Origin of the sequence: Chryseobacterium ginsenosidimutans (assembly GCF_024807225.1) — a bacterium.
GTDB classification, from domain to species: domain Bacteria; phylum Bacteroidota; class Bacteroidia; order Flavobacteriales; family Weeksellaceae; genus Chryseobacterium; species Chryseobacterium ginsenosidimutans.
The window spans coordinates 2,239,322-2,252,312 of the sequence record NZ_JANUCO010000001.1; the positions used below are offsets into that span (position 1 = coordinate 2,239,322).

At 38.8% G+C, this 12,991-nt stretch carries 8 protein-coding genes; all 8 read right to left on the reverse strand.

The annotated features are described in order from the left end of the window. A complete protein-coding gene (locus J3D55_RS10655; protein ID WP_259130968.1) occupies positions 1-2,397 on the reverse strand; it encodes a glycosyltransferase in 2,397 nt (798 codons plus the stop codon). Further along, positions 2,390-3,181: an alpha/beta fold hydrolase gene (locus J3D55_RS10660; protein WP_259130970.1), complete on the reverse strand. Its 792-nt coding sequence runs from the start codon at positions 3,179-3,181 to the stop codon at positions 2,390-2,392. The genes J3D55_RS10655 and J3D55_RS10660 overlap by 8 nt, the downstream gene beginning before the upstream one ends. After that, positions 3,172-3,471, reverse strand: coding sequence for an acyl carrier protein (locus tag J3D55_RS10665; RefSeq protein ID WP_259130972.1), 300 nt, complete (start codon positions 3,469-3,471; stop codon positions 3,172-3,174). The genes J3D55_RS10660 and J3D55_RS10665 overlap by 10 nt, the downstream gene beginning before the upstream one ends. After that, entirely contained in the window at positions 3,459-5,384 is a 1,926-nt protein-coding gene (locus J3D55_RS10670; protein WP_259130974.1) for a 4'-phosphopantetheinyl transferase superfamily protein, read from the reverse strand. Before J3D55_RS10670 ends, J3D55_RS10665 begins: the two co-directional genes overlap by 13 nt. Next, positions 5,323-7,695, reverse strand: a complete 2,373-nt coding sequence (locus tag J3D55_RS10675) for a type I polyketide synthase (RefSeq protein WP_259130976.1) — start codon at positions 7,693-7,695, stop codon at positions 5,323-5,325. Before J3D55_RS10675 ends, J3D55_RS10670 begins: the two co-directional genes overlap by 62 nt. Before the next feature lie 18 nt (positions 7,696-7,713). After that, positions 7,714-8,577 carry an SDR family NAD(P)-dependent oxidoreductase gene (locus J3D55_RS10680; protein ID WP_259130977.1) on the reverse strand — a complete coding sequence of 288 codons (864 nt, stop codon included), beginning with the start codon at positions 8,575-8,577 and terminating at the stop codon, positions 7,714-7,716. 61 nt (positions 8,578-8,638) lie between these two features. Further along, positions 8,639-10,726 (reverse strand): acyltransferase domain-containing protein, encoded by a 2,088-nt coding sequence (locus J3D55_RS10685; protein WP_259135084.1) that lies wholly within the window; start codon positions 10,724-10,726, stop codon positions 8,639-8,641. Then, positions 10,632-12,971 carry a type I polyketide synthase gene (locus J3D55_RS10690; RefSeq protein ID WP_259130978.1) on the reverse strand — a complete coding sequence of 780 codons (2,340 nt, stop codon included), beginning with the start codon at positions 12,969-12,971 and terminating at the stop codon, positions 10,632-10,634. The genes J3D55_RS10685 and J3D55_RS10690 overlap by 95 nt, the downstream gene beginning before the upstream one ends. Between the last annotated feature and the right edge of the window lie 20 nt (positions 12,972-12,991).

Here is a 12,991-nt window from a genome sequence, read left to right on the forward strand (position 1 = left end):
TTAAACCGGAACTAAGGTTGATTGTTCTACAAAATTTTCTAATAATTCTACCGCGCGATCATTTCCGCCTGCGTTGATTAAACTTGATTGAACTTCCTTCGCTGCATTTCTGTACGTCGGATTTTCCAACAATTCAAAAACAGTTTGTCTAAGCGCTTCAACACGCAATCTTTTATATCTGATGCTGATTCCGCAACCTGCTTTTTCGATCAGTTTTGCAATGTGAAAATGATCGTAAGCGATGGGTGTAATCAACATGGGTAATCCATTCGTAAACGTATCATTAACGGTATTAAAACCACCATGACAAATAACGGCATCCATGTGAGGCATTAACGCAGATTGAGGCACAAAACTACTCACAATAAAGTTAGACGGCCATTCCTCGAAAATTTCCGGTGGAGTAGCAGCAATCACAGTTACAGGCTGATCTGCAAATGCTGCGATTACTTTTTCGAAAAATGCTTTTCTGATATCGACCAATAATGTTCCTAATGAAACAAATATTTTTGGTGTAGTTGACGCATTTAATTTATCCCAATCAAACGGTGCAGGATTTGGTCTTCCTTTTACAGGACCTACAAATTTCATATGAGAAGGAACTTCTTCAAAATCTGCAAATTTTTGAGACGTGAAAATCAAATTCAAATGATGAGAATGAATAAAAATTCCATCATCTTCAATGCCGACTTCTTTTTGAAGTTCTTTAATTAAATTCTGTTGCCATTCGAAAATTTTCGGGGCACTGTTCTCCGTATCGCCCATCACATCGGGTGGAACAGGCGTTGTCGTAACACACGGAATATTATTTTTATGCGCAAAAAGGGCTCCTCCAAAAGTGATACAGTCGTTCACGATCACATCGGGTTGCCAGTCTTTTGTAAGCGTTTCCAATCCGGGCATCATCATTTTAGCGAAAGGAACATAAGTCTCTTCCAAAGCCAGTTTCATCACTTCAGGACCAGAACAAGCAGGACCATCGTCCTGTCTTTTTAAAATTTTTGCAATTTCATCCTGATACGGAATTAAATCTTGTTCAGGATAAAAATAACTTCCGCCTTCGGGAATATGTTTGTTGTCTAAAGGCGTAATTCCGAACCATTTTACTTCATGACCACGGGCAATTAAACTCGCTCCAACACTCAAAGTCGGACTGATGTGTCCAAAAAACGGCGGAACAACAAATAAAAATTTAGACTTAGGTTTTTCCATAGTTGAAGTAGAAATAGCGTTTTCCAATAAATTGGCTGCTGTTGCGCTTCCACCGGCTTCGATGAAAGATTCGCGAACGGTTTCGGCAGCTTTTTTATAGTCAGGATTCGTTAAAATATGTTGTACGGCTTCGTTTAAATGATGCGCTTTAAATCGATTAAAATTAAGACGTTCTCCCGCTCCGGTACGCACAACACGACCCGCAACATGCGACTGGTCATACGCAATAGGGATCACCACCAACGGCAAACCGTTCGATAAAGCTTCGGAAACCGTATTGTGACCGCCGTGAGAAACAACGCCGTCAAGATGAGGCAGCAAATCTAATTGAGGAACTTGTTGATACACCATAAAATTTTCCGGCCATTGCTCGAAAAGCTGAGGATCTGAAACGACAACTACGGTTAAATCTTCATCTTTAAAAGCATCAACCACTTTTTGGAAAAATGCTTTTTTATGTTCGTGATCGAAAGTTGTTCCGATGCTTACTAAAATCTTTTTGTTTGAATTAGCATTGAATTTTTCCCAGTCAAATTCACAAGAAATACGGCGTTCCGTAAGAACAGGACCTGTGAATTGATAATTGGAAGTTAGATCCATTTCGCCAAAGAAATAGTTGGAAGTAAGAACCAACGTCAATAAATCCGAACAATCTAATGCACGGTTTTCTTCAACGCCTAATTCCTGTTGCAACGCAATAATTTGCTTTTCTTCCCATTCATGAACTTTTGGAAGTTCACTCATAATCTTAATAGCAGCCGGAGCTGTAACGGTCGTAGCGTAGGGAAGTCCTAATTTTTTAGCAGCAATTGAAGCCGCAAATAACTGATGATCGCCGATCACCAAATCGGGTTGATATTCTTTTAATAAAGGAATAATTCCGTTATAGCAATGTCTGTTTAAAGGAATCAAAACATCTTCGTAAAGAAATTTGATGCTGTCGATTCCATAGACAACTTTTTTAGAAATAATATCGAGATAGTTTTCGCTGTCTCTTTTTTCTTCGTCGGTCTGGTCGTATTGAATCAACAATAATTCTCCGCCTTCCGGAAGTTTATGGGTTAAATTTTGGTCAAGACTTATCCATGCAACTTGATGCCCTCTTTCCAGAAGAGTAGCACCGATGCTTAATGTTGGGTTGACATGACCAGTTAAAGGTGGAACTACAAATGCAAATTTAGCCATGGTTTTGAGATAAGGTTTTTAATGATTTTGATAAAAAATGAGCGATGGTTTCTGCAATCAAAACAGGTTCCTGAATCGGGATGTTGTGATCTCCGGGAATTAATTCCAACTCGGCTTTTCCGATGTGTTCATTCAGCCATTCTCCTGTCGGTCTGCAATTGGAATCTGCTCCGTACATCAAGAATGTTGAAGGTTTTAATTCAGAAAAATCAACTTCGCTCAGAAAATGCTTTTCTTTAATCATATCCGCTTTAATCGTGGTCTGATTAAACAAAAACTCATACATGCGATGGTTTTTTTCCATCTGTCTTTTGCCCATCTGCACTTTTGTGGTGTCGGTAAAATTGGCTACATAATGTTCCAGAAACTCTTTGCTATACTGCTCGATAATACCTCTGGCTTTTTCGTCCTGCGGATCGGGAGCTTCGATGACAACTAAGTGATCGACACGGTTTGAAGCTTTTAAAGCTGTTTTTAAAGCAATCAATCCTCCAAAACTATAGCCGACAAGATGCGCTTTTTCGATTTCCAAAACATCCATCAACGCCAACACATCGGAAGACATATTTTCTAAATCGTAACCGTCTGTGAAACGCTCGCTCATGCCGTGACTTTTCAAATCGTACATCACGACGTGGAAATGTTTTGCCAGAATCGGAGCAATATTAAAATAATAAATGGAAAGGTTGCTGAACATACCGTGGATCATTACCACAGTTTGTTCAGCCCCTTTGTTGAGTTCCTGAATATGAACCTTTTTATCGTTTACAGAGATTATTGGCATTCGTAGATGTAATTGATAATCATACTTAAATCAAGGTCGATCAACTGATCCAGATCCATTGAAGACAACCATCCCGTGAAATCGATCTGCTCACCAAAATGCGCTTTGATTTTTTCTGAAAAAGAAACGATTTCGATGCTGTCCATTTCAAGATCTTTTGTGAACGAACTTTCCGGGGTAATGTCCATTTCTTCTACAAATTCTTCGCCTATCACTTCAGTAATAAAACCTTTTAAAAGAGTGAATAGTTCTTCGTGATTCAATTTTAGTGTGTTGTTTATAGTGTCCATCCGATAATGTAATTTTTAAATTTAATAGTTTTGATTTCTGTTTGATTGATCCATAAAGAATCTTCTGTAATTTTTTCGACTTCTAATTTTTTAGGATTTCCTTTCAATCCTGTTCCCAAAAATTTTCCGTACGCTTCTTTTGCTACCCAAAAACGGGTCGTCCATTCTGCCTGATTTTTGTCTTTTAATAATACTAATTCGTTATCTGTAAAGACCAAATCGTAGAATCCTGAACTTCGTTCTTCGATGATTTCCATGTCGATTCCGACTGGTTTTCCGCTTTTTGCAATTCCGACGGCATCTTTTCCTTTATGAGCCAAAGAAATATGGATATCTTTTGTAGAATCTCCAATTAAATAAGGTTTTCCGACCTCATCTGATGCGACTTCAAAAGTAATAGGGAAGCAAGGATGATTTTTCTCTTGTTTAAGAAGGTTTCTTACGGCATCTTTTACTGCAACACGACTTACCATCCAGCCTTTTCTCTTGTTTGGAAGGAGGTTTTGATGATGCTGTTTTTCCGTTTGATTAAAATATCTTTTCAGAATAAAATCCCACGACGCAACTCTCGAATACGCCTGATGAAAGAAAAATACCTGAGGTGCGATTTCTTCCGAAAGACGGTTGTGTAAAGGTGACATTGAAACATTCCATAAGGCAGCGTCGATTTCCAAACGGCGGTTTTGCCACCCTGAAATTTTGCACCAAACTTTTCCGTTTCTTGTTAAAAGAATATCTCCAATGGCAAATTCGTCGTTCATTTCAGTAAGACTACACGTACATTCAAAAATACCTTCCTGATCGTGTAGATCTCCGAAAAATTCAATGTCTTTGATTTTTACAGGAAATGCAATTCTGTCTTTTGTTAACGTTAATTGCAGCCAAAGTCCAAATAACTGACCTGCGTTGTCCAACAGCGAACCTTTTCCACCGTTTCCTTTGATTTTTCCGATAATTCCTTTCGTTCCAACCTTTGAAATCTCCGTAATTCCCTGATATTTTTCTCCATGAAACATGTGCATGTCGTAGATTTCTTCGGGAGTTCTTTCGATCGGTAACAAATCACCAATTGGCAAATTGAAGGAAGGATTTGGTCTTGCAGATGAGGTTAAGAGTACTTCTGCATTCACAAAATTTTCAATATCAAGATAAGCGTGATTGGTGGATCGCCATTCTGCTTTTACTGTTTTTTCAAAAGGTTTTGCCACATTCATCCATTGGAAAACACTTACATTCATGATTTTATGAACTTGGCTTCCCGGAATTTCAGCTTGTGCGATTTCTGCTAATTGTTCAAAAATCATCGTCATCGGAATCACAGGTTCCATATCAGCAACTTCTTTCCAGCCTTTTGGTTGTCTCAGCAAACTGTGGTCGATCAGATAAGGATGATTTTCCAACGTCACGTACAACGTTTTTTCAAAATTCTTGCTTATTGGCGTTTGTACTTTTGGAAGCACCACATTCGGAATCGTTACTTTCGGACGGTCTTGGAACAAGGTCAACACTTCTTCCTGCATACGAATCATATCCGAGATATTTTCGTGGAATGCCTGAACAAGCGGATGTCCTGATTTTGCTACCGTTGCAGAAATTTTTTCTTTCGGTATATCAATAGATTTAGCTAAATTTTTAATGGCTGCAAAATCACGGATAATTGGTGAACCTAATTCAAGTTTCATCCCTTTTCCTGATGATTTTTTTGATGAGGTTTGAATATCCAAAAAGTCCAACGCAACTACTTTTCCTTCTACAAATAAAGCGGCAACTACTCGCTGAAACTGAGCCAATGCAGAACGTGTTGGAACGCTTGAAGCAATCGTGCTGAATGCTTTTCCTTTCAAAGTATCATCAATAAATCCGATTAATCCACCGGTTTCCGACTTGAATAAAGAATCTTGCATCTTCTTCATACAATTTATCCGTCAGTTCACGGAAACGAACGGGCTCAACAAGGTGTTCCGCACTCAGTTTTCTAATGGCGTCCTGATCCGATGGATAAGGCTCCAATGTCGTTGCAGACCACAATGGTATTTTTGTTTTTTGAAACTGTGCTTTTTCCATTCCTGCTAAAATCACATCCAGTTTATCGGCGATAAAAGGCGAGTGAAAACCTGACTGGAACGGCAAAATCTGATGAAATATCTGTTTTGATTTTAAGACAGGAACCAATTCATCCAACGCCGAATTACTTCCGCAAAGAATCACCTGATTCGGGCAATTGTCATTAGAAATATAAACGTTTGGAATTTTTTCAATAATAGGTTTTATGGTTTCAATTCCGGCTCCGATGGCGATGAATTTCGAATCTTTTAATTCAAAAGTTTCTGGATTTAAAACATCAATTAAAGCTTTCACAGAATTTACTTCCGCCAATTCAGAAGAATAACCGGCAAGCCATTCTCCTAAGCTGTGTCCCGCATTCATATCGGGAGTAATTCCCAGTTTCTTTAATGAATTATCAAGAATACTGCAGTTGTTGAAGATATTTAAAGCATCATTTAATAATCCTTCACCTTCCGTTTCAATCGGTGCGGTGATGTTAAAATAACGACTTACACTTTCTACTTCACCTTTCGCCAGACCGTCTAGTCCGGGAAATACGAAAGCTACTTTTTCTCCGTTTTGCAATAGAGGAGCATTGGTATACCAAATATCCTGCTTGTTGCGCCAAGGATTATTTTTAGCAACAATTTTAATGGCTTTTTCTATTCTTGCAGGAGTAGGATCGAACATTGCTATACGATAATTTCCTTCTCCTAAAGTCGTGTCGTTATTTTGTAAAGAGGCTAATAATTCTTGGTGTGTTGGTCTGGCTAAGATAAGAACTTTGTCTTTTTTAGGCATATCGTAACCTTCCAACACCACATGTGCATTGATTCCTCCGAATCCGAACGCATTAACAGCAGCCACTTTTGGCAACCCCGTTTTCGACCAGCTTTTCGCTTCCTGTACAGGTTCGAATCTGGTATTCTGCATATCCGAAGTCGGGTTTTCGCAGTATAAAGTTGGTGGTAATGTATCGTTGTGAAGGGCAAGACAAGTTTTTATCAACCCTGCAATTCCTGCAGCGGGCATTGCGTGACCGATATTCGATTTTACAGAACCTATTCCTGCGATTTTAGCATCTTCTTCTTTTCCAAAAAACTGAGCTAATGTCTGAAGTTCGGTTTTGTCACCAAGTGGCGTTCCGGTTCCGTGAGCTTCAATATAACCGATCTGGTTTTCGTCTAAATCTGCATTAGCCCAAGCTTGTTGTAAAGCTTTTAACTGACCTTTTACAGAAGGACTCATCACGCTGGTTCCGTTTCCATCGCTGCTTACGCCAATTCCTTTGATAACGGCATAGATTTTATCCTGATCGCGAACGGCATCTTCCAATCTTTTTAAGACCACAAAACCGCAACCTTCACCAATCAATAAACCATCTGCATCATTGCTGAAAGGCTTAATTTTTTGTTGATGAGATAATGCTCCTAACTGTGCGAAAATACTCCAGAAAGCAGCGTTTTGTCCGGTGTGAACTCCACCTGCAATCATGATATCGGAACGACCTCTCTGAAGTTCCTGTACCGCATGATCTACAGCAATTAAAGCACTTGCACAAGCCGCATCAACGGTAAAAGCTGCACCTCCCAAATTGAATCTGTTGGCAACCAAAGAAGCAACAAGATTAGGAATCAATCCCATTGCGGTATCGGCTGCAAAACGACCTTTTCTTTCCTGAAAAGCATGTTTTACCTTTTCAATATCAGCCGAAGAAACTTCGGGCAGCAATTCCTTTAATAAAGAAGAAATTTGTTCTCCCGTTCTTACAATTTCGATGGCACGAGTTGCGCCGGGTCCTGTGTAGTTTCCTTTTCCAATGATGATTCCTGTTTTTTCGAGCGAAATATTTTTCTTAAATATTCCGGCATCGTCTAAGGCTTTTTGAACCAGATCAAGCGTTAATAAATGATCGGGCTCAGTCCCTTCTACAGCCAAAGGTAAAATTCCGAAAGCGGTAGGATCAAATTCATAATCAGAGATAAACCCGCCACGTTGACAATAAAAACGGTCAACGGGATTTGTATTATTACTAAAATGAACAGGATCAATACGATCTGCAGGAGCTAATTGGGTAGAATCTACTTTATTGATAATATTCTGCCAGAAAGTGTTGGCATCTTGTGCCCCCGGAAAGACACAAGAAAGACCAATTACAGCAACATCTGTTTTTTTCATACTTATCTTCTACAGCGTTTACCAGTTACTTCCAGACATGATCAATACCTGACTTTCTGTTCCGTATTTTATTTCGTTAAGGAAAATTTCCTTGCCTTGTTCTAATGGAATTAAAGAAATTCCTCTTCTTTCATATTCGGTTTCCAGTGTTGGAGAAACCATTCCTGCACCTTTCCAAGGACCCCAGTTGATGGAAATTACTTTTCCTTTTAATTTTTTATTTAAAGCGTTTGCATAATCATCCAAAACAGAGTTTGCAGCAGCATAATCGGTTTGCCCTTTATTTCCGTAGACAGAAGCAATGCTTGAGAATAACACCACAAACTGACAATCTGTGCGTAGTTTTTCTGCCAATACACGAAGTGGTTTTACTTTGGTATCGAAAACTCTTCCGAATGAGCTTGTTGTTTTTTGCTTGAATAATTTATCTTCCAAAAGACCTGCACCGTGAATAACACCGTCTAAACGATTGTATTTTTCGTAAATAGAATTAATCAATTCAGATAAACCATCTTCATCACAAAGGTCTAATGATTGGTAAACAATCGTATTTCCCATTTGCTCCATATCACGGATTGTGCGTAGGATCTGATTGTTTTTGAAAACTTTTATTGTTTCTTTTTCGATTTCAGAAGGAGAAGTGAATGTTCCGGATTTGATAAGATAAGCTCTTATTTCTTCCTTTGTTTTCATAGCTTCTAATTCATTGTTTATTATCTGATTTCTAGGATCTTCTGATCTTCCCACCAAAATATAAGTACAAGGATAAGCCTGTGACATATGTTTTGCGAGTTCGGAAGTAATTCCTTGTGCGCCTCCAAGAACCAAAACAACAGAATCTTTATCTAACTGAATTTGCGCTTCACTCAAACCTGTTGACAAAGGCGATGGGATGATGTTTACTTTATGTCTCTGATCGTTTTTGTAAATAACTTCAGAAGGATTATCGGTTGATAAAATTTCTTTTAAAGCAATTTCTGCAATCTGATCGATTTGTTGAGGAGAAACTAAGACTGATTAATCTGCAATTCGTCTGTTCAAACTCACGAGCTAAACTTTTGAAAAGTCCCGGATGTCCTTTATAATGACGAAGAAGGGTAGTATCCGTCAATTCCTGAACATGAGCCGGAGTGTCTGAAATCAGATAAATCCATTTTGCTTTATCAAGATCCATTTTTTGAATCATATCAACATGATCGATGATGTTGTGCTTTACAGAAGATGAAAACAAATCAAGAATAATCAATCCGTCAAAATCCGTCAAATCTTTGTCTGTATCTACCAATTCTGCAATCGCACCATGTTTTTCAAGCTCATTTTTGATATCAATGGTCTGTTTGCTGTTGTCCTGAGTGATGGCAAAACGCTTTCCCTGAAGTGTTTCGGTGTTTTCATTTAAAGAAACATCAGTCGGCGTCAAATCAAAACGAAGACGTGATAATGGGCTTTGTTCTACTTCGGGAGTGCTTGTTTCATTGGCTTCGCCGCTCATTTCATTAATCCAGGAAGCTAATCCTCGTAATGTTTTGATGGCAGCTAATTTCTCCATTAAATCATCGGCTTTTTCCAAATCCTGACCAAAACCGATCTTTGTTTTAAGATCTCCGATAATTTCCATACGTTTGATGGAATCGATGCTTAAATCTGCCTCTAAATCAAGGTCTAAACCTAACATTTCTTTCGGATACCCCGTTTTTTCGCTTACAATATCCAAAATTGCTGTCTGCAGCTGTTCAAGAGAGAATGTAGACTGCTTTTGGGGTGTTGAAGCTGTAGTTTGTGCCGATTCATTTTTTTCGGAAACCGCAGGAGTTCCTGTGTATTCTGTAAGCCATGAAACCAGACTGTTCAACGTTTTTATTGAAGCCAATTGCTCCATGATCGTATCTTCATTCGCACTGTTGCTGGATAAAGTACCCAACTCATTTTTCATTGTACCAATGATCTCCACTCTTTTAATAGAATCGATGCTTAAATCTGCTTCAAGATCCATTTCCATACCCAACATTTCCTGAGGATAACCTGTTTTATCGCTTACAACTTGTAGTAATAAAGACTTAATATCCTTTGTAGGAGCCTGTTTTACAGGAACGACAACCGCTTTCTCAACGCCATCATTTTGTGGAGAAGAGATAATCGCTGCCTGATTATTTGAATGTACAGGAACAGACGAAGCATAAACAACAGGAGCTGTATTTACCTGAGGATTTTGTCCCAAAAAGGTAAGCATCACATCGCGTTGCGCCTGTATCATTAATTTCATACTATTTAAATATTCCTGCAACATACGTTCAGTATTCGTTTGACTTTCAGTTACAGAGACTTGCGTATTATTTGTAAAGTTGTTCATTTGGATAGGATTTATGATTGGTAATGCACCGTTTACAGGCAGTGAACCTGTCGTCGGATGAGCAGCTTGTCCGTTTACGCGCCAAATAGCCGGACTTTTCTTATACAATTCTGGTTGGTCGATCTGAATTAACTGAGCATTACGACCATCAAAAAGTTTAGCAATATTAAAATTTCGACCAGTTCCTAAATATTGAGCAAGCGTTGAAAGAAGATGCGTTAATTTGTTTGTATTATTATCTTCAACACACAAGGTCAATTGATCTTTTTCCAAACAAGATTTTGTTAATCCTGTTAATACTTTTCCGGGACCGACTTCGATGAATATTCTTGCGCCATCGTTGTACATCGCCTGAAGCTGTTCAACGAATCTTACAGGCTGCACCAAATGATCGGTTAATCTTTCCTTGATATCTGAAACCTGTGAAGGATAGATTTCTGCGGTCGTATTCGACCAAACGGGAATCTGCATTTCATTAAATGGAACATCTTGTAAAACAGTTTCATACAATCCTTTAGATTTTGCCAATAACGGACTGTGGAATGCACATGCCACTTCTAGTTTTTTGGCAGAAATACGTTCTTGTTTAAGAACTTCCATCAGTTTGTTGATCGCTTCTGTACTTCCTGCAACCACACATTGCGTCGGAGCATTGTAATTTACAGGATAGCAACCTTCCACTTTGTCTAAAATTGGCTGTAGGTTTTCTTTTGTAGCACTTACCGCAATCATAGAAACCGGGATCTCCTCCTTCAACGGAATTCAAAATAGACTGAGCTCTTTGAATACTTAAATTAACCAGTTTTTCTTCTTCAAATACACCTGCAAAACATAAAGCAGGCAATTCACCATAGCTATGACCCGCCAACATATCCGGAACAATACCGATAGATTGAAGGAATTTAGCTAAAGCCAAATCAACAATCCCCAATAAGGGCTGTGCTAATCTTGTATCTTTAATCGTTTCTTTTTGTTGCTTTAAAGTCGCTTCATCAAATGTTTTTGAAGGGAAAATAACTTTCTCCAGTTCAGAGTGAGAATCGATCAGTTTTCGCATTTCAGGGAAGGCTACGAATAAATCACGAGCCATGTTGATGCGCTGACTACCTTGTCCAGGGAATAAAAAGGCAACTTTACCTTCTTTTTTATTTACTGTAAAAGTGTCTTTGCTTTCAATTCCTGATAAAGCTAACTCGATGTTCATCATCAAATGTTCCGTCGTATCAGCAACAATGCTTAACTGAACCTGCTTTTCTGAACTGATCGCTAAACTGTAAGCAATATTTTTTAATGAAATACCATCATTTACTTCAAGTAAAGATTTAATTTGATTTAATTGAATTTTTGCTTCATCATACGTATCTCCACGGAATACAAATAATTCTGAAGGCCAAGACTGCAATACGGCAGAATCGTCTTCTTTAGGATGATTTGCAATTACGGTGTGGAAATTTGTTCCTCCAAAACCAAACGCACTGATTCCTGCATAACGGTTTTTCTCACTCCACAATCCACTTTCTGCATGAAAAGCAAATGGACTCGTTTCTGCATTATAATACGCATTAGGTTTCTGAAGATGAAGGGTAGGAGGCTTTACACCATGATACACCGCTAGAGAAGCTTTAATTAAACCTGCCAATCCAGCTGCACATTTTGTATGTCCTATCTGAGTTTTTACCGAACCTAAATGCGTCTGACCCGGCAAAGCTCCTGCACGACTGAATAAATTAGTCAATGCGCTCAATTCCGTTTTGTCTCCAACTACTGTTCCTGTACCGTGAGCCTCTACCATTCCTACTGACGCAGCACTGATACCAGCTTGTGCATATGCGCGCTCCAAAGCTCTTACCTGACCGATTTTTCTCGGTGCAGTAAGACCTAAAGCTTTTCCGTCACTAGATCCTCCAACTCCTTTAATAACAGAATAAATACGGTCGCCATCGCGTACAGCGTCTTCATATCTTTTTAAAACAATGATAGCAACACCTTCACCAAGGGCAATTCCGTCTGCTTCACTGTCGAAGGTTGCACATCTGCCTTTTCTGGAAAGTGCATGTGTGCTGGAGAACATCAGATAATCATTAATACCGTTATGGAGATCAGCTCCACCGGCAAGAACCATGTCTGATTTGTTTAATATCAATTCCTGACAAGCCAATTCAATAGCGGCCAAAGAAGAGGCACAAGCAGCATCTACAGTGTAGTTTCTTCCACCTAAATCTAAACGATTGGTAATTCTACCTGCGATAACATTCGCTAAAATACCCGGGAAAGAATCTTCCGTTGTATGGGGAAACGCTTCTTTTACCTCTTCATGAAGTTCTCCAAAAACTTGTTTGTAGAATCCTCTGAAACTGTAGCTGTTGGCAAGATCATTTCCGCCTTCTGCACCGATAATTACAGAAATATTTTCTCTGTTAACGTGTTTATCGCCATATCCTGCATCTTCCATCGCACGCTTTGCAACCAATAAGGTTAACAATTGTGTAGGTTCAATCGCCGCAAGAGATTGTGGCGGAATACCGAAAGCTAAAGGATCAAAATCAATTTTAGGAATAAATCCGCCCCATTTTGAATGAGATACATCAGATTCATTGGAATCCGGTTTATAATAAAGATCTTTATTCCATCTTTCGTCCGGAACTTCTGTTATACTGTCTTTTCCTAAAATAATATTTCGCCAGTATTCTTCTAAATTTTTTGCATCAGGGAAAATACATTCCATACCGACAATAGCGATATCTAATGGTTTTTCTGTTGATGTCGGCGCTTCTGATAAAGCAGCGTCTTTTATATATTCGTAATTGTTTACAGCAACATTTTGGTGAAGTTCATCCAATGAAATCACTTTGTCATGCATGGTTGCAACCTGCCCGATCATGTACATTCCAAGATCCAATTGCTCGTCTTTAGGAATATTAACCAAGTTATTTCCTTGTCTTTCTA

Excerpts from the sequence above, each read along its gene's own strand:
- J3D55_RS10655 (WP_259130968.1), bottom strand. The coding sequence starts at position 2,397 with ATGGCTAAATTTGCATTTGTAGTTCCACCTTTAACTGGTCATGTCAAC.
- J3D55_RS10660 (WP_259130970.1), bottom strand. The coding sequence starts at position 3,181 with ATGCCAATAATCTCTGTAAACGATAAAAAGGTTCATATTCAGGAACTC.
- J3D55_RS10665 (WP_259130972.1), bottom strand. The coding sequence starts at position 3,471 with ATGGACACTATAAACAACACACTAAAATTGAATCACGAAGAACTATTC.
- J3D55_RS10670 (WP_259130974.1), bottom strand. The coding sequence starts at position 5,384 with ATGAAGAAGATGCAAGATTCTTTATTCAAGTCGGAAACCGGTGGATTA.
- J3D55_RS10675 (WP_259130976.1), bottom strand. The coding sequence starts at position 7,695 with ATGAAAAAAACAGATGTTGCTGTAATTGGTCTTTCTTGTGTCTTTCCG.